This is a genomic window from Lactobacillus kitasatonis DSM 16761 = JCM 1039, assembly GCF_000615285.1.
GTDB lineage: Bacteria > Bacillota > Bacilli > Lactobacillales > Lactobacillaceae > Lactobacillus > Lactobacillus kitasatonis.
Map to the genome: position 1 here is coordinate 76491 of NZ_BALU01000002.1, position 26118 is coordinate 102608.

At 36.6% G+C, this 26118-nt stretch carries 27 protein-coding genes and 1 pseudogene; 1 reads left to right on the forward strand and 27 read right to left on the reverse strand.

Translation table 11 applies throughout. From position 1 onward, the window contains the following. Nucleotides 1–198: 198 nt before the first annotated feature. From JCM1039_RS01605 to JCM1039_RS01675, 15 genes are all read right to left on the reverse strand, one after another. Nucleotides 199–1035 (reverse strand): DivIVA domain-containing protein, encoded by an 837-nt coding sequence (locus JCM1039_RS01605; protein WP_025014378.1) that lies wholly within the window; start codon nucleotides 1033–1035, stop codon nucleotides 199–201. Next, nucleotides 1011–1811 carry a YlmH family RNA-binding protein gene (locus JCM1039_RS01610; RefSeq protein WP_025014379.1) on the reverse strand — a complete coding sequence of 267 codons (801 nt, stop codon included), beginning with the start codon at nucleotides 1809–1811 and terminating at the stop codon, nucleotides 1011–1013. The genes JCM1039_RS01605 and JCM1039_RS01610 overlap by 25 nt, the downstream gene beginning before the upstream one ends. After that, nucleotides 1811–2113 carry a YggT family protein gene (locus JCM1039_RS01615; RefSeq protein ID WP_025014380.1) on the reverse strand — a complete coding sequence of 101 codons (303 nt, stop codon included), beginning with the start codon at nucleotides 2111–2113 and terminating at the stop codon, nucleotides 1811–1813. The genes JCM1039_RS01610 and JCM1039_RS01615 overlap by 1 nt, the downstream gene beginning before the upstream one ends. After that, the gene (locus JCM1039_RS01620) at nucleotides 2113–2550 is read right to left on the reverse strand and encodes a cell division protein SepF (RefSeq protein ID WP_025014381.1); all 438 of its coding nucleotides are present in this window, start codon (nucleotides 2548–2550) and stop codon (nucleotides 2113–2115) included. The genes JCM1039_RS01615 and JCM1039_RS01620 overlap by 1 nt, the downstream gene beginning before the upstream one ends. 19 nt (nucleotides 2551–2569) lie before the next feature. After that, a complete protein-coding gene (ftsZ, locus tag JCM1039_RS01625; RefSeq protein WP_025014382.1) occupies nucleotides 2570–3928 on the reverse strand; it encodes a cell division protein FtsZ in 1359 nt (452 codons plus the stop codon). 15 nt (nucleotides 3929–3943) lie between these two features. After that, the gene (gene ftsA, locus JCM1039_RS01630) at nucleotides 3944–5299 is read right to left on the reverse strand and encodes a cell division protein FtsA (protein WP_025014383.1); all 1356 of its coding nucleotides are present in this window, start codon (nucleotides 5297–5299) and stop codon (nucleotides 3944–3946) included. Nucleotides 5300–5361: 62 nt separating this feature from the next. Continuing rightward, nucleotides 5362–6219 (reverse strand): cell division protein FtsQ/DivIB, encoded by an 858-nt coding sequence (locus JCM1039_RS01635; RefSeq protein WP_025014384.1) that lies wholly within the window; start codon nucleotides 6217–6219, stop codon nucleotides 5362–5364. A 16-nt stretch (nucleotides 6220–6235) separates the two neighbouring features. Further along, nucleotides 6236–7342, reverse strand: coding sequence for an undecaprenyldiphospho-muramoylpentapeptide beta-N-acetylglucosaminyltransferase (gene murG, locus JCM1039_RS01640; RefSeq protein WP_025014385.1), 1107 nt, complete (start codon nucleotides 7340–7342; stop codon nucleotides 6236–6238). 2 nt (nucleotides 7343–7344) lie between these two features. Continuing rightward, nucleotides 7345–8724, reverse strand: coding sequence for a UDP-N-acetylmuramoyl-L-alanine--D-glutamate ligase (gene murD / locus JCM1039_RS01645; RefSeq protein ID WP_025014386.1), 1380 nt, complete (start codon nucleotides 8722–8724; stop codon nucleotides 7345–7347). Between the two features lie 3 nt (nucleotides 8725–8727). Then, the gene (gene mraY, locus JCM1039_RS01650) at nucleotides 8728–9696 is read right to left on the reverse strand and encodes a phospho-N-acetylmuramoyl-pentapeptide-transferase (RefSeq protein WP_013641725.1); all 969 of its coding nucleotides are present in this window, start codon (nucleotides 9694–9696) and stop codon (nucleotides 8728–8730) included. Nucleotides 9697–9702: 6 nt separating this feature from the next. Further along, nucleotides 9703–11865, reverse strand: a complete 2163-nt coding sequence (locus JCM1039_RS01655; protein WP_025014387.1) for a PASTA domain-containing penicillin-binding protein — start codon at nucleotides 11863–11865, stop codon at nucleotides 9703–9705. Then, complete coding sequence (gene ftsL / locus JCM1039_RS01660; RefSeq protein WP_025014388.1) at nucleotides 11865–12227, reverse strand: cell division protein FtsL; 363 nt, start codon at nucleotides 12225–12227, stop codon at nucleotides 11865–11867. The genes JCM1039_RS01655 and ftsL overlap by 1 nt, the downstream gene beginning before the upstream one ends. A 13-nt stretch (nucleotides 12228–12240) precedes the next feature. Continuing rightward, nucleotides 12241–13188 (reverse strand): 16S rRNA (cytosine(1402)-N(4))-methyltransferase RsmH, encoded by a 948-nt coding sequence (gene rsmH / locus JCM1039_RS01665; RefSeq protein ID WP_025014389.1) that lies wholly within the window; start codon nucleotides 13186–13188, stop codon nucleotides 12241–12243. A gap of 3 nt (nucleotides 13189–13191) precedes the next feature. Continuing rightward, nucleotides 13192–13623, reverse strand: coding sequence for a division/cell wall cluster transcriptional repressor MraZ (gene mraZ / locus JCM1039_RS12290; RefSeq protein ID WP_013437620.1), 432 nt, complete (start codon nucleotides 13621–13623; stop codon nucleotides 13192–13194). A gap of 172 nt (nucleotides 13624–13795) precedes the next feature. Next, a complete protein-coding gene (locus JCM1039_RS01675; protein WP_025014390.1) occupies nucleotides 13796–14125 on the reverse strand; it encodes a DUF3397 domain-containing protein in 330 nt (109 codons plus the stop codon). 92 nt (nucleotides 14126–14217) lie between these two features. Between JCM1039_RS01675 and JCM1039_RS11835 the strand changes: the two genes are divergently transcribed. Further along, a complete protein-coding gene (locus JCM1039_RS11835; RefSeq protein ID WP_013437618.1) occupies nucleotides 14218–14352 on the forward strand; it encodes a DUF4044 domain-containing protein in 135 nt (44 codons plus the stop codon). Between the two features lie 34 nt (nucleotides 14353–14386). Here JCM1039_RS11835 and mreD read toward each other — a convergent pair whose 3' ends face one another. From mreD to JCM1039_RS01740, 12 genes and pseudogenes are all read right to left on the reverse strand, one after another. Continuing rightward, nucleotides 14387–14926: a rod shape-determining protein MreD gene (mreD, locus tag JCM1039_RS01685; protein ID WP_025014391.1), complete on the reverse strand. Its 540-nt coding sequence runs from the start codon at nucleotides 14924–14926 to the stop codon at nucleotides 14387–14389. Beyond that, on the reverse strand, nucleotides 14926–15777 hold the full coding sequence (mreC, locus tag JCM1039_RS01690) for a rod shape-determining protein MreC (protein WP_025014392.1): 852 nt from the start codon (nucleotides 15775–15777) through the stop codon (nucleotides 14926–14928). Before mreC ends, mreD begins: the two co-directional genes overlap by 1 nt. 44 nt (nucleotides 15778–15821) lie before the next feature. Continuing rightward, nucleotides 15822–16825 (reverse strand): annotated as a pseudogene (locus JCM1039_RS10250) (rod shape-determining protein). A gap of 96 nt (nucleotides 16826–16921) precedes the next feature. Continuing rightward, nucleotides 16922–17545, reverse strand: a complete 624-nt coding sequence (locus tag JCM1039_RS01700; RefSeq protein WP_025014393.1) for a JAB domain-containing protein — start codon at nucleotides 17543–17545, stop codon at nucleotides 16922–16924. Nucleotides 17546–17582: 37 nt separating this feature from the next. Then, the gene (locus JCM1039_RS01705) at nucleotides 17583–18260 is read right to left on the reverse strand and encodes an HAD family hydrolase (RefSeq protein WP_025014394.1); all 678 of its coding nucleotides are present in this window, start codon (nucleotides 18258–18260) and stop codon (nucleotides 17583–17585) included. Further along, complete coding sequence (locus JCM1039_RS01710; protein WP_025014395.1) at nucleotides 18250–19521, reverse strand: bifunctional folylpolyglutamate synthase/dihydrofolate synthase; 1272 nt, start codon at nucleotides 19519–19521, stop codon at nucleotides 18250–18252. The genes JCM1039_RS01705 and JCM1039_RS01710 overlap by 11 nt, the downstream gene beginning before the upstream one ends. Continuing rightward, the gene (locus JCM1039_RS01715; protein ID WP_025014396.1) at nucleotides 19522–22161 is read right to left on the reverse strand and encodes a valine--tRNA ligase; all 2640 of its coding nucleotides are present in this window, start codon (nucleotides 22159–22161) and stop codon (nucleotides 19522–19524) included. 320 nt (nucleotides 22162–22481) lie between these two features. Further along, the gene (locus tag JCM1039_RS01720; RefSeq protein ID WP_025014397.1) at nucleotides 22482–23000 is read right to left on the reverse strand and encodes a hypothetical protein; all 519 of its coding nucleotides are present in this window, start codon (nucleotides 22998–23000) and stop codon (nucleotides 22482–22484) included. Nucleotides 23001–23193: 193 nt separating this feature from the next. After that, nucleotides 23194–23961 (reverse strand): helix-turn-helix domain-containing protein, encoded by a 768-nt coding sequence (locus JCM1039_RS01725; RefSeq protein ID WP_025014398.1) that lies wholly within the window; start codon nucleotides 23959–23961, stop codon nucleotides 23194–23196. Nucleotides 23962–23965: 4 nt separating this feature from the next. Beyond that, entirely contained in the window at nucleotides 23966–24745 is a 780-nt protein-coding gene (locus JCM1039_RS01730) for a helix-turn-helix domain-containing protein (protein WP_034532878.1), read from the reverse strand. Nucleotides 24746–24856: 111 nt separating this feature from the next. Beyond that, nucleotides 24857–25663, reverse strand: a complete 807-nt coding sequence (locus JCM1039_RS01735) for a helix-turn-helix domain-containing protein (RefSeq protein WP_025014400.1) — start codon at nucleotides 25661–25663, stop codon at nucleotides 24857–24859. Beyond that, nucleotides 25660–26070, reverse strand: coding sequence for a GtrA family protein (locus tag JCM1039_RS01740; protein WP_025014401.1), 411 nt, complete (start codon nucleotides 26068–26070; stop codon nucleotides 25660–25662). The genes JCM1039_RS01735 and JCM1039_RS01740 overlap by 4 nt, the downstream gene beginning before the upstream one ends. Nucleotides 26071–26118: the final 48 nt, after the last annotated feature.

Sequence of the window (26118 nt, forward strand, 5' to 3'; positions counted from 1 at the left end):
AGAAAACCTCGTCCCAAATTAGGACGAGGTTAACCGTGGTACCACCTAAATTGAACTCTAAAAGAGTTCCACTTAATCTTGCGTAACGTGCAAAATACGTTTAGATCAATAGGCAGCTGATCAACCATCCGGCTCTTATGTTAGTCTCGCACCATCACTAACTCGCTGATTTGCCATCAAGTTTTACTGTCAATCTAATTATCTATTTTTATAATCGTCCGGAAATACAATCGTTGAACCTAATTTGCTAGCAGCGTCATCAGGTTTAATATTAACCGTTTCATGACTCGGACTATCCCCTGTCATTGGCTTAGGAGCTGAATCATCATCTTCTTCGTCGTCAGGATCATCTGGCATTTCTAAACTCAAATCATCAGGGTCTTGAGAAGAGTTTACGTCATTTTCATCGTAGTTGTCAATATCTTCGTCGTCATCTAACGCAGCTTCACGAGCAAACTCTTCTTCTTGAGATTCTGGACCAGCAGGAACAGGTTCTGCACCACCACCTGGATAGAAACGTTGGGTGTGGAAATATTCATCCAAAGCGTGTTGCCAACGTTCATCACTTAAATTATCAATTTCAGCTTGCAACATTGATTGCATCCGGTTGCGGAATTCACCAATTTGTTCTTTCAAGCGCTTGAAATCACTTGAAATAACTTCTTGTTGTTGCTTTTGATAATTTGTATCAGTCTCAGCTTGCTTTTTAGCATCTTCAACAATGCGTTTAGCTTCTGCTTCTGCTCTTTCTTTCATCTCATCTGCATTTTGTTGTGCAGAAATAAGAGATTTATTAATTGATTTTTTCTTATCGTTGTATTCATCAACTTGAGCTTGTAAATCCTTCATCTTAGAATTTAAAGACACAACCTCATTTTTTAAATCAACGATTTGGTCAAGCGCATCACCATAATTATCAACAATTTCATCTAAGAAGCTGTCTACTTCGTAGCGATCATAACCGTTACGCCCCCTAGATTTAAACTCCTTATTATGAATGTCCATTGGAGTTAATTGCGTTTTTTTGTCTGCCAAAGTTTGAGCACCACCTTATACTTACCTTTTCTTGTAGCCGAAATATCCTCAATTAAAATTCGACCAAAATGTCTTAGGCTTAAGACATCATTTTCTTTTACCATTATATTAGAATCTGTTACGTCATGCCAATTTAATTTAACTAATTGGCTACTAATCATCTTTTGAATTTGTCCACGACTTTGTTTACTGATTCCAGATAAAACAGCATCGATTCGCATAGAAGCTACTATCTCAGTCTTTTCAACAGAATCATCTTCTGGCACCAAAACCTCTTTAAAAGTAATGGGTTTGAGCTTTACTTGTGCTCTTCCTATTCGATCGATCTGTTCCTCAAAGAAATCGGCCAATTCTTTTTTAGCAAAGAATTGCCACTTACCATTTCCATCAGTAATAATATCACCAAAAGTATCAGTATCAATGCCTGAATTAGCCAAAGTACCTAATACGGCACTATGGTTAATTTGAATAAATTTTTGCGGGTAGTCAATTTCATAAGGTTGAATTTGATAGTCTTCCGGACGAAGATTAACCCATTCTTCGCTTAAAAATACTCGCTTTTTTTCTGCATCTGGGTAACCACCATATTCTTGAATGAAAGCGTCGCTACCGACAATCGTTCTTAAAATATCTCTTTTAGCTGGATCTAGAAAATCCGTTAAAATCGATTCATGTTTAAAAATCAATTGATTAAAAAGACCAGTAAAATAGTCAATTACTGGTCTTTCTTCTTGATTAAAATGTGGGTAAAACTTACTTGCTTGTCTACGTTTCATTAACCTACTAACCTCAATAAAAGATTAAAAATCCAAATCAAGACATAATTTTGTATGAAATACAAAATAAATAGCGCAATTATTGGAGAAACATCGATTCCCGTTGAATAAGCTAATTTAGCAAGTGGGCCTCTTCTAAATAAGTTTAGATATGGATTAACAACTTTATCTAAAAAGCGTCCCACAACCGAATTGCGTAGCATTGGCAACCAGCTCATAATCGCGTCTATTACGATAAAAAGACTGTAGAGCCATAATATCCAAGTAAGAATTAAATAAATTGTATGCAATACGTTGAACATTAACTTAAGTTATCTTTCTTATCCACTAAATCGCTAATTTTTCCATCAGTAACAAACTTAGGTGGCGTAGCCAAGAAAATTCTGTCACCAATACGTTGAATCTCACCATTTAGGGCATAAACTGTTCCTGTAATGAAATCAACAATTCTACGAGCTGAGTCGTCTTCCATTCTACTAAAATTGATCACAACTGCTTTATTGTTAAGCAAATTTTGTGCAACATCTTTAGCATCTGAATAAACTCTAGGCTCATATAATACGATTTTGCTCTTAGATGAATTTAAACCGGATTTAATTGATACTACATTATCACGGTTTACAGAATTTAGAGGTACGTCTTCATTGTTTTCGTTACTTTGAGCAGCATATTCTTCATCATTTGCCAATTCATCGTCATTTGAAATTCCAAAGAATCTGCCTAATTTATCAAAAGCCATCGTTATCTACCTCCGACTACTAGTTTTCACCACGATGCTTGAAGAATGGAATATCACTATTGTCATCATCGTCATCTTGAGCACTAGTTTCAATTTGAGAAATACTGTCTTGGCCTTCGCTGTTAAAGGCATCAAAGCTTTCTTGATCCTTCTTTGGTTCAGCAGGCTTGGCATTTCTTCTTTGATTGTCTTGATTATCATTTAATCCCCAAACACTAGTAGGATCTACCATAGTTTGCTTTGGAGTTTCGTGTTTTTCTTCTGTCTCAGAAGCTGGGTGAACAGTTTGTGGACGATCAACTGGTTGAGCTTCAGTTTCTGGTTGAACTGTCTTATTTGCTTCTGGCTCAGCAGCCTTCTTAGGTTGAGCCTTAATTTGGTGACTACGTCCTGGTAATTGCTTTGAAGCTGCTTCTTCAGCTTCAGAATCAATACCTGTAGCAATAACAGTTACAACAACTTCATCACCTAAGTTTGGATTAATTGAAGTACCAAAGATGATGTTAACGTCATCACCAGCAGCCTTAGAAACAATTTCTGAAGCATCTTGAGCTTCAAACAAAGTAAGGTCAGGTCCACCAGTAATGTTAAGAAGAACTTGCTTAGCACCATCAATTGAAACTTCAAGAAGTGGTGAAGAAATAGCAAGTTTAGTTGCTTCAACAGTTCTGTTTTCACCACTAGCACGACCGATACCCATTAAGGCTGCACCTTGGTTTTCCATAACAGTCTTAACATCGGCAAAGTCCAAGTTAACGTAGTCAGTTGAAGTAATCAAATCTGAGATACCTTGAACACCTTGCTTCAAGACATTATCAGCTTCCTTGAAGGCATCCATCATAGGGGTCTTCTTGTCCACCATTTCAAGCAAACGGTTGTTAGCAATGATAACCAAAGTATCAACGTATTGCTTAAGTTGAGTAATGCCTTCTGCGGCGTTTTTAGAACGCTTAGGGCCTTCAAAACTAAATGGACGTGTAACTACCCCAACAGTTAAAGCACCAGTTTCACGTGCAATTTTAGCAACTACAGGAGCCGCACCGGTACCGGTACCACCACCCATACCAGCGGTAATGAAGATCATATCTGCACCTTTAAGTGCATCTTCAATTGTTTGTTCACTTTCTTCAGCAGCTTTTTGTCCAACTTCTGGATGTGAACCAGCACCTAAACCACGTGTTAATTTAGGCCCCAATTGAATCTTGTTTTCAGCTTTATTGCTGTTCAATGCTTGCACATCAGTGTTTGCAGCAATAAATGAAACTCCTTGTACACCATCGTCAATCATTCGGTTAACAGCATTGCCTCCGGCACCGCCAACACCAATAACTTTGATGACAGCATTTTTATTGTCGTCTGAATCGAATGTAAAATCCATTAAATTTAACCACCTTTAATCAAAGAATTTCTTAAAGAAACTCTTTAAGCCATTAGTTTTTTCTTGATTATTATCTTTTTCATCCCTTGAAGATGTGTCTTCATCGGGTATTTTGTTTCTATTATAAGCTTCTTTGGCTTGACTTTCACTATTAGAAGCTGTACTTTTCGAAATCTTGGAATTTTTTGTTTGAACAGGTTCTTCAGCTACACTCTCGCCAAAGCCGTAAATTACTCCATTAACCAAATAATCAATTTCTGACATCTTGTATGAATAATTTACGATACCGTAAGCAGCAGTATAAATTGGATTGCGCATCCCAATTTGATCAGGTTGATAAATACGTGCCTTTACATTTAAACCGTTAGCTGTCAGGCTATCAATTCCTTCTAGCAAGCTAGTACCACCAGTAATTACAATACCGCCTGGTTGCTTTAAAGCATGGTGCTTAGCAAGGCCCTTACCTAATCGAGTTAAAATTTGCTCCAAACGAGCATTGATGATTTCGCTAAGGTAAACTTCATCAATCATTTGTTGTCCATTAGCACCTACGCTGTTAATGGCAAACTTATCATTCTTTGAGGCAAAATTAGGATCTGCATAACCATAATCTAATTTAATTTGTTCCGCATCACTCTTAGAAATACTCAAAACAGTTGAAATATCATTAGTGATATCGCTGCCGCCTTCTAAGTCAATATTAGCGTACTTAATTTGACCATCTTTAATAACAGTAGCAGTACTTACTCCACCACCTAAATCAATGATGACTGAACCAAAAGTACGCTCACTCTCATTTAGCGCAACACTTGAAATTGCCAATGGAGTTGGTACGAAGAAGTTATTGTGATATCCTGCTCGTTCAATTGCCTTTTTAATGTTATGCAATGGACCTGTTGGTGCAGTAAGTAAAATTCCGCTAACACCTAATGAGCGAGCGATCATTTTTCTTGGATCGTCAACTTCGGTCTTACCATCGATTAAAAAGCGACTTGGCAAAAAAGTAATAGCTTCACGATTGTCCTTAGCTGCTGAATGAATAGCAGATTTAATCGCACGCTTAACATCGTCATTATTTACTTCTTGACCTTGTTCGCCTACGTTACTAAAACCAGTAGCCGTCTCTAATTGCAGCATTCCTACTGGAATCCCAGCAACAACACTGTAAATCTTAGCGTTAGTCTTTTCAGCTACGCTCTTAAGTGCTCTACTAATTGCCGCAGCAGTCTGATCAATATCAACAATTTGACCATGTCTCATACCAGAATTAGGCGTGGTAACTGCACCAATCACTTTGCCTGAATCTGCGACAACGGCTTTAATGCTTGTGGTTCCTATATCAAGCCCCACTAAAAGATTTGAATTCTCCAAAATTAAGCCCCCATTAATATTTGCCCTGAAAAAATTTTAACATAGATAAACATTTATAGCAGTTACGATATGCCGTAAGCCTTTTTCTCACTCGAAGTTAAAGGTCTACTAAATGCGCCTACTTCCAAATCGATTAAACTATTTTTACCAGCTTTGATTCTAATTTCATCATAGTATTTAATCTTATCTTTGATAGTAACAACATTGCCCACAACTACATTGCCATCTTTCATGACAAAAATTATTTGTGAATTACGTCTAGTGTTCCCACTTAATAATTTTACCTGATTTCTAAATGATTTAGGTAAACTATTAAACAACTTTAAATCTTCTTTTAAGGAACCATATTTATTGTAACCAACAAAAATAGGCTTGTCTTGATTTACCTTTGACCATGTCAAAGATTTTGTACCAATTTTGCCGTTATCCAAAATCTTGCGGTAAGTATCACCGTCTTTCAAATAGCCCATAGTTGATCGCTCATTGACCTGTAATATTAACTGATTAACATGACCTAGATGAGCTTGAGCACTTTGAATTTCAGGATACTTCTTTGCTAATTTTTGACTTAAATCTTTTTGTTGAAATAAATAATCAAAAACTTTATCGCTTGCTTTAATCTTGGAGACTTTGACAATCTCCTTAATCGGCAAATCATCAGCACCTACTACTTTAACTGTACTAATATTTGCCAAGGGCGAAATATAATAGCCTAACCCTACAACTGCCAAAATTGAAACAGTCATTATTAAACCTAGCCTGCGTCTTAATGAGCGACGTCTTTCAGCCTGCAGACTAGAAAGCGAGGCAGAGATTTTGGCTTGTCCCTTGCGACTATTTTTCTGCTGATTAAATTCATGATTCAAGTAAGGAGACAATTCTTTTCTTGGATCAATTTTCGTTACCGGTTTTTTCGCCATCTGCCTCACCTACTTTCTAACGAGAAATTTCTTGCATTACCTTAATTACTTGATCAGAGGCATCTGGAACACCCAATGCCTTGGAAGCTTTGCTCATTTCATTAGCATATTTTTCATCAAGCAAAATATGATCAATTGAAGAAACAAAATTATTTGGATTTAAATCATCTTCAGGAATAACTAATGCAGCGCCAGCTTTTTCCAAATCAAGTGCATTCTTCATTTGGTGATTATGAGTTACATTTGGACTTGGAATTAAAATTACTGGTACACCCAATGCAGTAAATTCTGCAATACTTGTGGCACCCGATCTAGAAACAACACAAGTCATTTGTGGCAAAAGTCCAGGCATATTTTTAATATATGGCAAAATCTTAATGTTAGTACCAATATCAACGCCTTTTAACTTCTTTTGTACAGAGTCAAAGTAATAAGTACCTGTAGCCCAGATAATTTGGTATGGCTTCTGCTTAAGAGTCACTAATGACTTAAGCATAATACGGTTGATTGCCAACGCACCACGTGAACCACCAAAGACCAAAACTGTTGGCATTTGTGGGTTAAGACCCCATTCTTTCTTCAAGTCAATCTTTTCTTCATGCAAGCCTAAAACTTGTTGTGAACGAGGATTACCAGTCTTAACCAACTTTTTCTTTTCAGAAAATTCTTTGGCAGCATCGTCAAAGGTGTAACAAATCTTATCAACGTAGTGGCCTAAAAACTTGTTAGCCAAACCAACTACAGAGTTTGATTCATGAATCATGGTTGGAATATGCATTTTAGCTGCTTCGTAAACCATCGCACCACTTACGTAGCCACCAGTACCTAAAACAACGTCTGGCTTAAATTCTTGCAAAATCTTACGCGCACTCTTAGTAGCTTGCAAGAACAACTTTATCGTTTCAAAGTTCTTTAGTGGATGTTTACGATTGAAGCCTTGAATCTTAATAGTTTTAAAATTAACTCCAGCTGCAGGAACAATTCTTGATTCTAGGCCTTTTTGCGTACCTACAAACAAGATTTCATCGTTCGTACTAATTCCACGTTCTTTCAAACGTTCAATAATTGCCATAATTGGATAAATGTGGCCACCAGTGCCGCCGCCTGTAAATATAACTCTCATTTTTATTTAGTCTTTAATTCCTTAACAAATCTAACAAAGTAATCGCCACGTTCTTCGAAGGTTCTGAATTGATCCCATGAAGCACAAGCTGGTGAGAACAATAATACGTCGCCAGGTTCAGTCAATTCATATGCTCTTGGAACAGCTTCTTGAAGAGTATTAACGATCACAATATCCTTAATGCCAGCTTTTCTAGCTGCATCAGCCAAAAGATACTTGGTTTCACCATAAAGAACAATTGCCTTAACATGTTTCTTAAATAATGGTACCAAATCATCAAAAAGAAAACCTCTGTCCAAACCACCAGCAATTAATACTTCAGGTTCTTTAAAAGCAGGAATGGCTACTGTGGCAGCTTCAATATTAGTTGACTTAGAATCATTATAAACCTTACGACTATCAAGTGTCGTTACATATTGTAAACGATGCTTAGCACCAGCAAAAGTACTTAAAACTGCTACGATATCATCATTGTTTGCACCCATAATCTTAGAAATGGAGATAGCTACTAAACTGTTTTGTAAGTTATGAATACCTGGCAACTTGATGTCGGCAATTTTCATGATTTTTTCGTTTTGACTCTCAAGATACTCATCACCAATAAAGTAATCTGCATTATGATCAGTTTCTGAGAATGTTTGCATCTTAGCTGGAGAAACCTTCTTTTCTTTAGCTAAAATATCTTTTTGATCATAGTTAGCAATAAAGTAATCATCACTAGTTTGGGTTCTAGTCACGTTTAACTTAGCATTAACGTAGTTTTCAAAAGTCTTGTGGTAGTCCAAGTGAACATTGTTATAAATGTCAACGATTGCTGCAACCTTAGGATCAATATCAGTAACACCTAAAAGTTGGAAACTTGAAATTTCAACTACCAAAATATCATCTTTAGTAGCCTTAGGTACAACTTCTGAAATTGGCACACCGATGTTACCAACGGCATAAGCGTGGTGACCTGACTTTTGCAAATGGTGATCCAAAATTCTTTGGGTAAGCATTACTGTAGTTGTCTTACCATTTGAACCAGTTACACAAACATAAGGTGCTTCACTGCAGCTTAGAGCAATTTCTGGTTCAGTAATAATTGGAATATTTAATTCCTCAGCCTTTTGCACCATTGGGTTTTCATAAGGGATACCTGGGTTTTTAACTAAATAATCAAAGTGTTCTTTTTCAAGAAGATCAACTGGGTGATGCCCGCCAATTACGCAAACGCCTCTAGCCTTTAATTCTTGTGCCTTCTCATTTTTATCAAGATCAGCTTTATCATTTAAAGTCAATTTTGCGCCTAGCTTTAAAAGTAATTCACTAACTGCAAAACCACTTTTTCCTAAACCTAAAACTAAAATATTCTTATCAGTATAAGTTTTAATATCCTTCATTTTTTATCCCCAAATTGCTAAATACAAAATACTACCAATTAAACCAACAATCCAAAATACAGTATCAACTTTCCATTCAGACCAGCCGAGCATTTCGAAGTGGTGGTGAATAGGAGTCATCTTAAAGATTCTCTTACCAGTTGTTTGGAATGAGATAACTTGCAAAATTACACTAGCAGTTTCGCAAACAAAGACAATTCCGACAAGCAAAAGTGACCATGGTCTGTTAAGCATGATACTTACAGTAGCCAAACCGCCACCTAAGGCAAGTGAACCAGCATCCCCCATAAAGATCTTAGCTGGCTTATGGTTGAAAATAAAGAATCCAATCAAACCACCAATTACACTCATACAAAAGGCCAAAACAGCAAAATTCTTTTGTTTAAATGCAATATAAGCGTATGTACCATATGCAACAACCGATAAGCCAGTTGCTAAACCATCTAGTCCATCTGACAAGTTAACTGCGTTTGAGAAACCAACAAGCCAGAAAATAATGAAGATAGTGAATAAAACAACACTATGTACAACTCCAGCAAATGGAATGTACAAACCAAATTGGAAGTGATCACTTGAAGCAATCCACACAATTACAATCGCAATAATAATTTGAAGAGCTAACTTTTGCCATGCTCTCAAACCTAAATTACGTTTGAAGTAAAGCTTGATTCCATCATCAAGAAAACCAATAATACCGTAGCCCAATAAACTGATAATCAGAATCCAGACTACTTTATTTAAACTATGTTGCCATGCAGCAACCCAAATAACGGAAACAACAGCAGCAATAACAAAAACTGTTCCTCCCATAGTTGGCGTACCAGACTTCTTCTGGTGCCATTTAGGACCCTCATCACGAATCTCTTGACCTTCATGGTGTGAACGCATGAATTTGATCAACATCGGTACAAAAATCACTGTCAAAATCAGTGAACTAACTAAGGCAATACAGCTTGCCAGCATAATATTCATTCTATGCTACTCCTTTAACTTAACTTTTATTTTCTGTCCGGCTTTTATTTCTGTTCCTTTAGCCACATCTTGACTAGCAACAGTTCCGGTTCCCTTTATACTAAATTTAACGTCTGTGAGGTTCGAGAACTCATGCAAATCGTTAATGCTCCAGCCACGCATGTCTGGGCAAGTCACTTTACCTGACGTAGATACAAATATCTTATCGCCTGACTCTAATCTTTCGCCCTTCTTGATGCCTTGATCAGTAACACGCTTGCCACTACCAACTTTAACTATATTCAAACCAACTTGATTTGCTTTAATTGCAGCCTGCTTATATGTCATGCCTTTAAAGCTAGGTACTTCAACAGTGGTTGAAGAATTATCGTTTTTAGACATCGAGATGATTCTGCTCATCATTGGTTTAAAGATAGATGCCAAGATCTTTTCAGCAGTAGCACCGCCACCTAAATGAGGCTGCTTAAGTGTCAAGTAAATGCAATAACGTGGATTGCTGCCTGGGTAAACACCGACTACTGAGAAGATGTAGTTGCTATCACCTTTCAAATAGCCACCACCTTTTGGATTAGCTATTTGAGCAGTACCGGTCTTAACAGCAATATCTGCATTGCCCATCTTGTAGGCATTACCAGTACCAGATTGCTTATTAAGCACTCGCTTCATATTGGCCAAAACAACTTTTTTAGTCTTGTTGCTGTAAATCTTTGAACCAACTTTTTTGATCTCATAGCCCTTAAGGGTTTTACCGTTAGAATCAGTAATCTTATCAACTAATTGCGGCTTTACCATTTGACCATTATTAGCCAATGAACTGTATGCCTGCATCATTTGCATTACATTAACATTTACACCCTGACCAAATGCAGTAACGGCTTGATCAACTGGCGTCTTGAATGAAATGAAGCCAGGTTGTTCTCCCGGAAGTGTAATTCCAGTCTTTTGACCAATGTGGAACTTCTTTAAGTACTTATTCCAAGTCTTTGCACCCATCTTTTGTTCCAGCTTAACAAAACCAGTGTTACTTGAACGCTCAAATGCTTGTGAAAATGGAATCGTACCCCAACCAGAAGTCAACCAGTCGTGGATAGTTGAACCACCGACATTTACTGATCCTGAACGGTAATATTCATTCGGATTATAATTGCCACTATTAACTACTGCCGCAAAGGAAAGAACTTTAAATACAGAACCTGGTTCATAAGTATCTTGAACCAAGATATTACGATATGCCTTGGTTAAACCTTTCTTAGTCTGAGGATTAAATGTTGGACGCTGTGAAGCTGCTAAAATTTTACCAGTCTTCATATCTTCAACAACTGCAGTTATCGAAGTAGGATCATATGCTTTTTGTACATCAGTCATATGTAATTCAAGATAACTTTGCAGTTGTGAATCAAGCGTCAAATATAAGTTATTACCATTTTTAACTGGCTTATATACTTGATTGCCATTAGGCATTTGATATTCTGAAGCATCAACTGAGGAAATTCTGTAACCATCAGTACCGGTTAAAGTCTTGTTGAAGTAAGCCTCAATTCCCATAGTACCAACCAAATTTTGTGCATTGGTCTTTTTATCATATACAGGCTGAGCTAAACCAACAATGTGAGAAGCAAAATTACCATTAGGATAAAGTCTTGATGGCGTAGCTAAGAATTTGATTCCTGGCAATTTCATAGCTTCAATCTTTTTCTTCTGCTTACTCGTTAATCCACTACCTGCTGTACCAAATTGAACCTGGAAAGCCTTCTGCTTGGGATTCAAATAGCGATAAATTTTATCTGCCGACATCGGCAAAACTGTAGCCAACTTTTCAGCTGTTTCAGACTTATTCACAACATATTCTGGCTTATTCTTGTAGTTGATCGATGACTTATCCAAAATCGCGTAAATAGTATATAAATGTGTGTCTTCCGCAATTGCTAATCCATTCCGATCATATATCGTACCACGTGTTGCTTTAATAACTTGATTACGCTTATAAAGCTGCTTGGTACGTGCGGATAAGTTCTGCCCATTAACTGTTTTGGATATACCTATATATAAAAATCTAGCCGTAAATACAAGAAAAACCAAAGCGACAGCTACTTGGAGAAATCTCCCCACTGTAAAGCGGTAGCTGTGGGCTTTGGATTTTTGTAATTTTAAATTACTGTTTTTTTTCATTAGCGAATTGTCCTAATGTTTTTATTAATAAGAGTTAAGCCCTTTTGACGCGCAATCTTGTTCAAACGCGTAGTGGAGGTCAACTCACCAATTTCTTGACGTAAATCGGTAACCCTGTTCTGTTCCTTAGTAACTGACTGTTGTGTTTTTGTCAACTCATGTTGAGCCGAAGTTGCAGAAATACTAGAAGAAACTAAAAAAATCATCATCCCAAGCGTAATCACGCTTCCAACAATTATTAAAGTTTTCTCTACTAAACTATAAGGAACTTTACGCGGATCAAGGATAATTCGTTGATGTTTCTTAGAACCATTTTGCTTACTTGGTTCGTATTCTATTCTTCTTGCTGAACTGTCAGCCATAGCATTTTCCTCTTTATAACTTCTCTGCAACCCGTAGTTTTGCACTGTGTGAGCGGTTGTTTTTTTCTAACTCTGAAGCCGAGGCGATAATTGGTTTGCGATTGACCAGACGCAGCGTTGGTTTCATATCGTCCGGTACAAAAGGCATTCCTCTTGGCACCTCCACTTCTGAATACTTCTTAAAAATCTTCTTAACGATTTTGTCTTCATGAGACTGGAATGTAATCACGCTGATTCGACCGCCAGGCCGCAAGACCTTAATTGCTTCTTCTAGAGAAGCTTGTAATACATCTAATTCATGATTAACAGCCACCCGCAAAGCTTGAAAACTCTTCTTTGCTGGGTGTCCTCCTGTCCTTCGTGCATAAGCAGGAATTGCCTCTTTGATTATGTCAACTAATTCAAAAGTTGTCACAATCGGCTTATCCTTACGTCTTTCCACGATTTTGTGAGCTATTTGACGGGAGAATTTTTCATCTCCATATTTGTACAAAATATCCGCTAGTTCTTTTTGACTTAAAGTATTAACTAACTGATAAGCATCTAAGCTTTGACTTTGATCCATCCTCATATCGAGTCGAGCATTATAGCGGTATGAAAAACCACGATCAGCTTGATCGAACTGAGGGGATGAGACACCTAAATCATAGTATATGCCATCTATGCCATCTGAATAACCTAGCTCAACCAGATCCCGCTGCAGATTCGTAAAATTGTCATGTACGAGCTTCAACTTAGGTTCACTATCCGGTTCCAATAAATTAGCAAAGTTCAACTTTGCCGATTTTATTGCGTATTCATCTTGGTCAAAACCTATCAACGTACCGGTGTCAATTTTGCTGAGCAAATATCTTGCATGCCCACCACCGCCAAAAGTTGCATCTACATAAAGACCACCGTTTTTTGGTTTTAAATTGTCGATAGTTTCATGTAAGAGTACACTGGTGTGTTTGAATTTCATATTCTATAGTTCAATGTCGTCCAAATTTTCAGCAATATCATCATAGTCTTCGTTAGCTTCTTCTTCGAAGCTATCCCAACGCTCCTTGGACCAAATTTCAATTCGGTTAGAAACACCTATAATGACACATTCTTTTATGAGTTTAGCATGGTCCTTAAGCGTTGCTGTCAGATTAACGCGACCCTGCTTATCAAACTCACATTCCATCGCACCAGAGTAGAATAAACGCATAAATTTACGCGCATTCCTCTTAGTCAACGGAAGTTTTGCTAATTTAGCTTCAATTTTTGACCACTCATCCATTGAATAGCCAAAAATGCAGCCTTCCATTCCTCGCGTGAACACCATCTTATCACCAATCTGTTCGCGCAGTTTCGCTGGTATAATTAAACGACCCTTGCTGTCCAGATTGTGGTGGTATTCACCCATGAACATGGTCTAGCCCCCTTCCACTAAATAATTTACCACAATTCACCACTCTCTACCACCTGCTCAGGCAAAAAATACATGTTTTTAAATTTATTTATAACTTTTCTTTTTATAAAATTTAAAAAAGGTGCAAAATCTTATCATTTTGCACCTTTCGCATATACAAATAAGTTATATCTCATATAAGCATCATTAGTAATAATCCCACATACCATAAACTGGTACATGCAGCTAAATAGTTCCATAATTTACGGAATGTTTTACTTAAAGAAATATTTTTATTTTTGATTGCATCGTTCAATGAAACAATAATTACTAAAATAAAATAAATTAAAAAGCCATATGGTAAAAAAGAAGGCTGATTCATATGTGCAGTAATCAAATTGCAGCCAGCGATAAAAAAGAATGGCAATACGTCATAGCCTCTGAATTTCGCATGTGGAAATATTAAGTTAATTACAAAAGCGAGCGCTAAACCAATAATTGGCATTAGGAAAATATAAAGCATAAAAGTTCCTCCATTCCTTTATTCTAAACTACAATTGATTTGAAAAAAACTATTAATAAGCATAAAATATTGTTCAAATAGGAGGGCTTTTTATGGCACGAAAGAAGAAAAAGAAATCAGGTTTTCAAAAATTGACCATTGTCATGGCTTGGCTAATGGCTTTTATTACTTTAGCAGCAGTTATTGCTGGAGCTGTTGGCGCAATGGCAAGTGCAGGAATGTTTTAAAAAAGACACGGGAAAATTTCTCGTGTCTTTTCATTTATACTCGATAAGCATTCAAATCAATTAAGAATGGATAATCTTGTGCTAAATTACCCCAAATCCAATAAACTAGGACAAAAACCACAGCTGACCAGCCTAAGTTTACCAATAATGACATTAATAAAGTATAGACTGAAGCATCAGCCAAGCCTACTGCTTTAAATACTAGCCAATCATAAGCAACAAAGACTGTAGTTCCAAGCAGTGTTACTATTAATCTTGCCCAAAAAACTTCAGGTAAGAAACGTGCTACTTTTTGGCAAATCCAGCAGCTAACCGGTAAAAATACTGTATAAATACCAATAATACCGTAGAAATAAATATCAGCAACAATACCAGTACCAATTGCCAACCAAATTTCGTTATCATTTGTATCATCAAACAATCCGATTAGCATCATACTAATTGGCAAAATTACACTAGCTGCACCGAAACTGTCATAATTCATAAACTGATGCAAATAAAACGAACAAATGCCGTCGACAATTAATGCGACAAACATAGCTATAGCTAAAACCCATTTACGAAAAATAGACATTAGTTAGCCACCTGTCTTTCAATAACTGTGACAACAGAAGGATCATTAATATCGCCTGCTGGTTTGATTCTAATTTGATCAGATAAACCAAATGAATCGCGAGTTGTTGTAGTTACTGTACCGATCAACAGGCCCTTAGGTGAATTACCACCCATACCACTAGTATAAACTCTAGTACCAGCTTTCAACTTACGGCCATCAACTACTTGAGTAAATGCTAAATTATTGTTGGAAGTAACAGTAATAATACCGTGCACAGTCTTACCGTTAACAGCATCTGCTTGAACAGAGAAACGGTTAGCTGATTCATCTGTTGTAGTAATTAATTCAACTTTAGATGAAGCAGCATTTGCTTCAACAATTCGTCCAATAACACCACCACCGCACATAACGGCCATGTTCTTTCTAATACCTGCAGAACTACCTTTATTAATAGTCAATAAATCTGACCAAGTATCAGGTGATCTAGAAATTACTGATGCATTAACTAAAGTATATCCACTTAAGGTATCCTTCAGTTTCAACGCAGACTTTAATTGACGGTTTTCTTTTTCAAGAGCTGAATTCCGTACCTTGGTTTGACCGAGGTTAGTAATTTCACGCTTTAAATGATTATTCTCTTCTTGAGTATTTAAAATGTCATGAGCACTGTTTAAGCCGCCAGAAATCCAACCTACAGGGACATCAACAATCCTTGTACCTAAAGCAACAATATCGTTACCCAAACTTTGGATTAGTAATGGTGTATTACGTTTTTTGCGTAAGCTCACGCTTCCACCTAAAACGACTAAAACAACGATAACTATAATAAATGCTGATAATAATTTTTTGTTTTGCAGAAATTTTTTCATTAAGAATTGATCCCAAAGAAAAACCGGCAACAGCCGGCTTTTTATTATTTGCGACTTCTACGCATTACTTCAATATTCTTAAGTGATTCACCAGTACCAATTGCTACACAATCAAGTGGATCTTGAGCAATAAATACAGGTACCTTCGTTGCTTCAGAAATAACCTCTGGCAAATTCTTAAGAAGTGCACCACCACCAGTTAAAACGATACCGTGATCGATAACGTCAGCGGCAATTTCAGGTGAAGTTTGTTCCAAAGTTTCCTTGATTGCTACGATGATGTCTTGAACAACATCTTGAATAGCTTTAGCAATGTCAACTGCTTCAACATCGATAGATTTTGGCAAGCCGGTTACCAAATCACGACCACGAATATTCATTGATTCAATTTCCTTAGCCTTTTCAACAGAAGCTGAGCCAATTTGAATCTTAATATCTTCAGCAGTTCTTTCACCAATTAACAAGTTAAAGTTTGAGTGAATGTAGTTAATAATTGCATTGTTGAACTTGTCACCAGCTTGGCGAATTGAAGTTGAGGAAACGATACCACCTAATGAAATAGTAGCTACATCAGTAGTACCGCCACCGATATCAACAACCATTGAACCTGTAGGATCCATAACTGGAAGACCTGCACCAATAGCTGCTGCAAATGGCTCTTCGATTACGAAGCTTCACGTGCACCAGCTACTCTAGCAGCATCAATTACGGCACGCTTTTCAACTTCAGTAACACCTGATGGTACACAAACCATTACTGAAGGCTTAGAATTGCCAACTGTCTTTTCCATAAAGTACTTAAGCATGGCTGCTGTAGTATCGTAGTCAGCAATAACACCGTCTTTCATAGGACGAATTGCTACGATAGTACCAGGTGTTCTACCAATCATTTCCTTAGCTTCTGAACCTACAGCGATAACTTCACCTGTTTGTGTATTCTTTGCTACTACAGAAGGTTCTCTTAAAACGATTCCTTTACCTTCCATATAAACGAGTGTATTGGCTGTACCTAAATCGATACCAATATTTTTTGTACCTAATCCAAACACAAAAATCTCTCCTTAAATTGTTGCGGTCTCTAAATCTTGAATAATTATAGCATACTATAACTTTATAGGTGATTTTCGCGCGAATTTTAAAGAAGTTTAAACTAATTTTTCTTCACGCATGCTCAGATAATGACCTTGACCCACAATAAAGTGGTCTAAAAAGTCAATTTTCATCATTTTAGCTACTTGGCATAGATCTTCTGTCAAATCAAAATCGCTAGAAGATGGCATCAATTTGCCACTAGGATGATTATGAGCAATAAAAATCCCTGAACAGCCATAGATTACAGCCCAACGAAAAATCTCTCGCGGATGAGCTACTGATCTATTTAATGTACCTTGAAATAATTTTTTCTCGGCAATGATATTACTAGCATTATCAATATATAATGCCCAAAGCTCTTCTTGTTTATGACCTACGAGTTTATCAGCTAAGTAATTGCCCACTTCTACGCTGGAAGTTAAAACTGCCTTACGTTTAGGAGAAGCTAAACGCAAGCGATCTAATACTTCTTCAGCAGTAATAGCAATTTCATCTGTACAATCTGGGCCAGTAATAAACTGAATTAAGTCATCGAAATTAGCCAGTTTATTTTTAATAAAAAAGTTTTCCAATTTTTTAAAATCAGTTATTTCTTTATCTTCAAATTGTCGAAATAATTGGGTTAATAACTCTAGGTCTGTTCTTACAAAGCAATGACTTGAATTTTTTTCTTTCATGAAAATTCCTCCTCATTACTTATTACGCAAAAAAGAGCTAAATTCTCTTGAGAAATTCAAAAAAGTTTTGACAAATCATTGCGGCGTTAGTCCGATCTTTTTCCGTTGGAGGAATCAAATCGGGCACCATCACGCATTTTAAACCAGCACTGGCTGCTGATTGAACACCAGTAGATGAATCTTCAAACACCAGAATATTTTCTTTAGGCAAATGCATCTTCTTAGCAGCTGTTAAATAAATATCTGGTGCTGGCTTTGGTTCAATATGACCCTTTTGCACATCTAGGTAACTGATATGGAAATCAAAATAATTTCTAATACCAGTTGCCCAAAGCACGTGTTGCACAACGTCTTCATAATTACTTGAAGCAATGGTCATATGCATTCCACGCTTTTGAAATTCATCTAGTGCTTCTTGCACGCCAGGCTGTAATTTCAATTTTCCTTCATCGGTCCACTGCCAAACGAGGTCGTCGGTTCGCTTAATGAAGCGATCACGATCAGCGTCGGTTTTGAAATACTTATGATAAAAATCCTGCATTTCCTTAACTGTGGCACCAGTTAATTTCAAATATGCATCGCGCGGCGTACCAAGATTTTCCTCTTCTGCTGCTTCAATGTTTGCATCCCAATACAATTTTTCTGAATTAACTAGCAGGCCATCCATGTCAAAAACAATGCCTTGAATATCATCATTTATACCTTTAACGTGCATCATTTTTTCCTTTCCAATTTAAAATTGCGCTTACCAAATAAAACGAGCCAGTAACTAACAAAATATCGTTATCCGCCATTTTATTCTTTAACGTGGTAAAACCTCTTTGATAGTCCCGTTCATAATTATATCTTCTTTGCACATCAATTGGAAAATCATTTTGTTTTGCTACACGTGGATAATCTAGTGTTGTAAGCAAAACATCATCATTTTGCTTAAACAAGGCAAAGACTTGCTCTAAATCTTTATCCTTCATCATGGTTACTAGTGCATGGAGATGACCCTGTCTTTTTTCAACTAATTGATGAACCGTTTCAAGCAGATTAGTCATGGCCTGAATATTATGAGCACCGTCTAAAATAATCAATGGCTTGGTCTGCAATACTTGATAACGACCAGGTATTACTGTCTGATCAATCGCCTGCTCCACTTTTTCATTTGTTAAAGGCAAATCGAGTAAAAAGAAAGTTCGAATCGCAATAGCAATATCGAAACCCTCAACTTGCGGACGCAATTTAAAGGCAAGCTCATGTTCATTGTCTGAATAAGCAATTTGTTCATCTAGTTTAACTTCAAAATCGCGACCTAATTGAAAAAGAGGTGCCTGCTCTTTTTCTGCTTTTTGCTTTAAAATAGGCAAAACTTCTTGTGGCACATTACCCAAAACCACTGGTCTATTTCTTTTTATAATGCCACTTTTTTCACGGGCAATATCTTGAATCGTAGGACCAATAATTTGCTCATGATCCAAGCCAATAGTAGTAATAATGCTGGCCTCTGGCGTAATCACATTGGTTTTATCATGTTCACCACCAATGCCTACTTCAATTACGGCATAATTGCATTTTTGGTCTGCAAAATAGACAAAAGCTATCGCTACTTCATATTCAAAGGTAACCAATGAGAAGTCATTATCTTCTTTTTGAATTTCTTCAAAAGCTGCTTGCACCTTATTGGCTGCTTTTACCAAATCTTGATCGCTAATATCTTGATTGTTCAGTTGAATTCGTTCGTTAAAACGATAAACATAAGGTGAGACAAAAAGGCCAGTCTTCTGACCAGCCTTTTTAAGCAGAGTTGCTAAATAATATGAAGTTGAGCCTTTACCATTCGTACCTGTAATATGAATGGTTTTTACTTGATCTTGCGGATTGCCCAATTTTGCCAATATCTTTTTGATAAAAGATAAATCGTTTTTTGGATGCAAGTGTGGCAGAGAATACAAGCAAGAAATTACTTCTTGGGCATTAATAAACTTCAATTATTTACTCTCCTTCAAGTCTTGAATTCTTTCACGAACGCCACTTAATTGACTTTCGTAGTCAGCCTTCTTTTCCTTTTCTTTGTTAACAACTGCTTCTGGAGCGTGGTCAACAAAGCCTTTGTTAGCAAGCTTCTTTTCACAACGAGCAACTTCGTCTTCAAGACGCTTTTCTTCTTTTTCCATCTTAGCTAATTCGTCATCAACGTTAACAAGTTCAGTCAATGGAACAAAGATTTGTGCGCCTGGAATAACTGCAGTCTTAGCCAATTTTGGAGCTTCAATTTCTTCAGCTACTTCAAGCTTCTTAGGGTGTAAGAAGTTTTCTACGTAGTCAGCATTTTCATCCAAAATGTGCTTATCCTTAGCATCATCCAATTGAATCATGATATCAATCTTAGATGACATTGGTGCGTTAACTTCCATACGGATGTTACGTACAGCCTTGATAGTTTCAATCAAGAAGGCCATATCATTATCTGCTTGCTCATTTTCAAATTCTTTATGAGTTTCAGGGTACTTAGCTACCATGATTGACTTGCCTTCGTGTGGCATTGAAAGCCAAAGCTTTTCGGTTACGAATGGCATAATTGGGTGCATCAAACGCAAGATTTGATCAAGAATCCAAATAAGGTTTTCTTGCTTTCTAGCCTTTAATTCTTCGTCATCACCGTTTAAAGCAACCTTCGAAATTTCGATGTACCAGTCACAGAAGTCGTTCCAGATAAAGTTGTAAAGTTCACGGCCAGCTTCACCAAACTTGTATTCATCAAAGAGCCTAGTTACTTCGCTAACTGTGTGGTTCAAACGATCAAAGATCCATCTGTCTGACAAATCAAACTTAGAAACTTCAGGCATGTGAGCTGGCTTAGCATCTTCTGGCAAGTTCATGATTACGAAACGACTTGCGTTCCAAATCTTGTTGATGAAGTTCCAAGCAGCTGATAACTTCTTAGGATCATAACGAGTATCTTGACCAGGAGCAGTACCGTTAAGCAAGAACCAACGAAGAGCGTCGGCACCGTACTTGTCAACAACATCCATTGGGTCAACACCGTTACCAAGTGATTTACTCATCTTGCGGCCTTGTTCGTCACGCATCAAACCGTGCAAAACAACATCATTGAATGGACGCTTGCCAGTAAAGTGCAAACTTTGGAACATCATTCTGGATACCCAGAAGAAGATGATGTCGTAACCAGTTACCAAAGCATTGGTTGGGAAGTAACGCTTGAAGTCTTCTGAATCAGTGTCAGGCCAGCCTAAAGTTGAGAATGGCCAAAGAGCACTTGAGAACCAAGTATCAAGTACGTCTGGATCTTGTTCCCAGTTTTCAGCATCCTTAGGAGCATCAACGCCTACGTAAGTTTCACCAGTCTTCTTGTTGTACCAAGCTGGGATTCTGTGACCCCACCATAATTGACGTGAAATACACCAATCGTGAACGTCTTCCATCCAGTGATCAAGAGTACCTTCGAAACGTTCTGGAACGAAGTTTACCTTGCCGTCAGTCTTTTGATTTTCAAGAACCTTGTCAGCAAGTGGCTTCATCTTAACAAACCATTGTTTAGAAAGTCTTGGTTCAACTTGAACACCTGAACGTTCTGAGTGACCTACTGAGTGAACGATTGGTTCAATCTTGATCAAGTAACCTTGTTCTTTAAGGTCCTTGACTAAAGCTTCACGACAGTCAAAACGATCCATACCAGCATACTTGCCAGCTTCTTCGTTCATCGTACCGTCATCGTTCATAACATTGATTCTCTTCAAGTTATGACGGTTACCTACTTGGAAGTCGTTAGGATCATGGGCTGGGGTAATTTTAACCAAACCAGTACCAAATTCTGGGTCTACGTGTTGGTCTTCGATAATTGGAATATGACGACCAACAAGTGGCAATACTAATTCCTTACCAACAAGATCCTTGTAGCGCTTGTCACCTGGTGCAACAGCAACAGCAGTATCACCAAACATGGTTTCAGGACGAGTAGTAGCAATTTCTACATAACCTGAACCATCTACAAATGGATATTTAATGTGGTAGAAGGCACCCTTATCATCTTTGTGAATAACTTCGATATCACTCAAAGCAGTTTGCAAAGCTGGGTCCCAGTTGATGATGTATTCACCACGGTAAATTAAGCCTTCGTTGTAAAGGTGTACGAAGACTTTCTTAACAGCCTTTGAAAGCCCCTTGTCCAAGGTAAATCTTTCTCTTGAGTAGTCAAGTGAAAGACCCATCTTAGCCCATTGGCCCTTGATGATTGCTGCGTATTCATCTTTCCAGTCCCAAACTTGCTTAACGAACTTTTCACGGCCCATTTGGTGACGGTCTTTACCTTGCTTACGAAGCTTAGCTTCAACCTTAGCTTGCGTAGCAATACCGGCGTGGTCCATACCTGGAAGGTAAAGAGTATCGTAACCTTGCATACGCTTGAAACGAATCAAAGTATCTTGAATTGCAGTATCCCATGCGTGACCTAAGTGCAACTTACCAGTTACATTTGGTGGTGGGATAACAATTGAATATGGGTGAGCTTTTTTGTCACCAGATGGCTTGAACAAATCCTCATCAAGCCAAGTTTGATATCTGCCTTTTTCAACCTCATTAGGGTTGTATTTAGGTGCTAAATCTGTCATTAATAATTCCTCCAATAAAAAAGTCCTAGACAATATTGTCTAGGACGATTTACTAACCGCGGTACCACCTATGGTTAAGCACAAAAAATGTACTTCTCTTATAAGCGATAACGGCGCTGAAGTGTCCGGATTAACCTACTTAATTTCAATTAATCAGCTAACCAAGCTACTAATCAACTTCTGGCCTCTCAGCATGATGGCTTTTCTCTGTAAACGAAGTCAATACCTCTTGGTTATTGCTTTGGTTACGATTATAGCATGAGTCTGATAATTATTGAAGTAAGTAAAGGGATTCAATGATTATTTCTATATGTACTTTTCTATAGACTTTGTTTTGCTAATTTTTTACTATGATAAGCATAGCCATCAAAAAAATCACCTTCAATTAAATGCAAAGCATTTACTCTCTTACCCTTGACTGTTCTTTTAACGGGAATATAGTATTCTTGCCCAACTGTACCAGTGAGCCAGCTGCCATCACTAAAACCAGTACTACCATGAAATTTAACAATTTTAGCTTGACACATAGTCTTTTCTATTTTGTCTCCCACCTTATAATTCGTCTTTTCATCAATTGCAATTAATTTTTTAAGCCATTTAGTTTGTTCTTTATTTGACAATGGCTGATAAAGTTTGGCTCCATTATCTGTATGTGCTGTAATTTTAAATTTACTCATCAAACCGCCATTTTTTACATACCAAACACCACGAGTTGCCTTAGGTGTGGTAAAAATTTTCTTAGCACCCCAACTTGCAGCACTAACTGTAGTTGTATGAACACTAGCAATTCCTAAAATCGTTAAAAAAGTAACAACAAATAATAAAATTCTTTTTTTCACTTTCTATATCTCCCAATAATTCCTTAAAAATAATAATGTTATCAATAACAAATATAACAATAGGTTATTATTTAAATCTTTCAATCTTCATAATTGCACCATACATGCCTTAATTTAATAGTGATCTAATGTTTCATAAAACTAATTTTATCTATTGTTCTCATATGCTTTTCTCCTATTAAACGATCATGAATTACTTAAAATATCGCTCATAACCACTTTCTTTTAAAATGATCTCGTAGTCTTTCTTATGATTGGTTGATTGACAACAAATGCCATACATTTTATACAAAGCAATTTCACTAATATTCGGTAAATCATCAAGAAAATCTAGCGTCTTCTGTACCTGTGCCTTAGCTTTATCTTGCTTAGAACAAATTTTTAAATAGTTGACTGAAATTTGAGCTAATAAATAGACGATTTTACTATCATTTATTCGATCATGCTGAAATTTATTAAAAATCGAGTCCACTACCCACTCCAAGTCGCCAAAATCATAGACAAACATGATATATGCCAAGATCCACAATGAATCCTCATCCCATTTATCCAAGTGGTAAATGTATTTTTTAAACTTTTCCCTTAACTTTTTATACTCATTCGTCCTATTCTCCAGCTTGACTATTAGTAACTCGGCTACATATTTAATAATTTGATTGGTAAAAGTTGCATCCCTTTGTATTGCCTGCAATTTATTGATATTTTTTTCCACAAAAGCGGTTTCTATCATTTCTTGATAAATATGATTTTTAGGCTGAGTCTCACCAAAACTATTAAAGAAATCTACAATAGATATATTGTTGCTACGCAGAATACTGATCAAGTCTTCAACCACAATGCTGTTCTTATTATTTTCAACTCGAGAATAAAATGATCGATCCAAACAGCCATCACTCATTTCTTTCTGAGTTTTTCCTTGAAGCAAACGCAATTGCTTTAGTCTATCGCCAATTTCCATCATTTCACTACTTTCTCAAATAGGATTTGTACCCGCTTTTAATAAGTAGCCTCTGGATTGTATTAACTTTGCTATTATCACCAATAATTTTTGCTTGATAATACTTACCCAAGATCTTTGGCAATACAATTTGCGGATTAGCTGGCAACTTGTCAAGGTACTTTAATATCTCCTGACATTTACTCAAATAATTTTGTTGGTAACAGCTAGCCAAATAATTAATCAAGATATTAGCAAGTGGGATTAACACTTCATGATCTTGAAAGTCAATTTCTGCATATTTTTCAAAAATTGAGTCTAATAAAGCATTCAGTTCACTTGCCTCATACAAATTCATGGTTAACAACAATTCCCACAAGGATTTTTTATTCCAACTTCCTATTTGTAAAATTTTATGCCGCATCTCTTTGCGTAAATTCTCAGGTAATGCAGCTACCTGATCTTGAAGAATTGCGATCATTAATTGAATCTGCAAAAAAGCCTTATTTTCACTTGAAATCTTTTTTTGAATATCTTTTAATTCATCTATATTCTTACTATCAAATGCAGAATAAATCTTATAATCAATGATCTTTTGGTTAAAGTTAGCTTTTTCAAAGGGCTCAAAAAAATCATAAAGCGACACTTTATGACTATTCAAAATCTTAATCAGGTCTGCTGCATTTATTTTGCTTTGACCCCGTTCAACTCTAGAGTAAAAAGAGCCTGTGATTATTCCTGCACTCATTTGTAATTGAGTTAATTCCAACATGTTACGTGTCTTCTTTAACTGCTCATCAATTGTCATCAATCTTATCACCCAGAAATCATCATATTGGGAGGTGAATGCAAAGTCTGATAATCTGCCAATTGGCAATAAAAAACACCCGCTTAATTAAGCAGGTGTTTCAAAGTTAAATTATTTTTCAATCGTATCTTGAATCAAAGACAAGTAGCGACTTCTCTGTAAAATATCAATAATACGATCTTGCAATTGCTGATCATGATCAAACAACGCTTCATAATAAGTACACAGAATACTAAAAAATCCAATCTCTGGGGTTATAGGTAGCGAGCGCAAGAACTTAACTGAACTAACTATGTATTCTTTGCCAACTTTTTCATGGTAGCAACAATTCATATAATTAATTGCCATGATTGAAATTGTCTCAAGTATCGGTGCATCAGTACTAGGATTTCTATAAAAAGCCTGATAAGCTGAATCAATAAGTTTCCTAGCATCATCAATATTCATTAGAATTACTGCTTGGCTTAAAAAATAAAATGAAGTTCTATCCCAATTTTCATTGATAATTAGCTTCTTAATCTTATCTTGCATAGCAGGTGAAACCTCTTCAGATGAATGTGTAATCCACGCTGATGCTAATTTCAATCTAAATTCAAGCCAATTTGGAGGGTTAATACCCTCTTTTCGTAATTCTCTTTCAATCTCATGAATCTTTGCAATATTCTTAGTATTCATTGCAAAAACTATTTGTGATTCTGTTTCAAAATAAGACTCATCAGATTTAGACAGACGTCTGAAAAAAGTCGCAACATCAAATTTATGTACTTCTAGTAATTTAACTAAATCCTTAGCGTCAATTTCACGTGTTCCTCGTTCAACACGTGAATAAAATGACTCAGAAATCACGTCAGCAGCCATTTCCTTTTGTGTGAAACCAACATGAAATCGATATTCTCTAAGTAATTGACTTATATTCATTTTTTGCTCTTTCTAAAAGTAATAACCTTATTAATCACAAATTGGATCAGAGTTGCAACGAAAGTAGCAACAATCTTGACTATTAGATGCGGGAATCCTAATTTTGTAGCAAAAATAAATAATGAAACTGTAGTAAAAACAGTTGTGATTTGACCAACTACAAAATATGAAATAAAACGTAATACTAATCGATCATGCACCTTAAAGTTAGTGTATGAATTCCAAAAGAAGTTATTGATAATCCCACAAGTTGAAGAGATCATATTTGCAATTTCAACATTTACATTAAAATGTGTCAGAATCATATAAATTCCAAAATCAACTACTAGTCCTAATACTCCTATCAAGACATACTTTATTAGCTGACTAAAGTTCTCAGAATGATGAAGTTTATTTATTTTATTCATATACTTAACTCAATTGATTTTGTCCTTATGGTATTTCCTATTTTACAC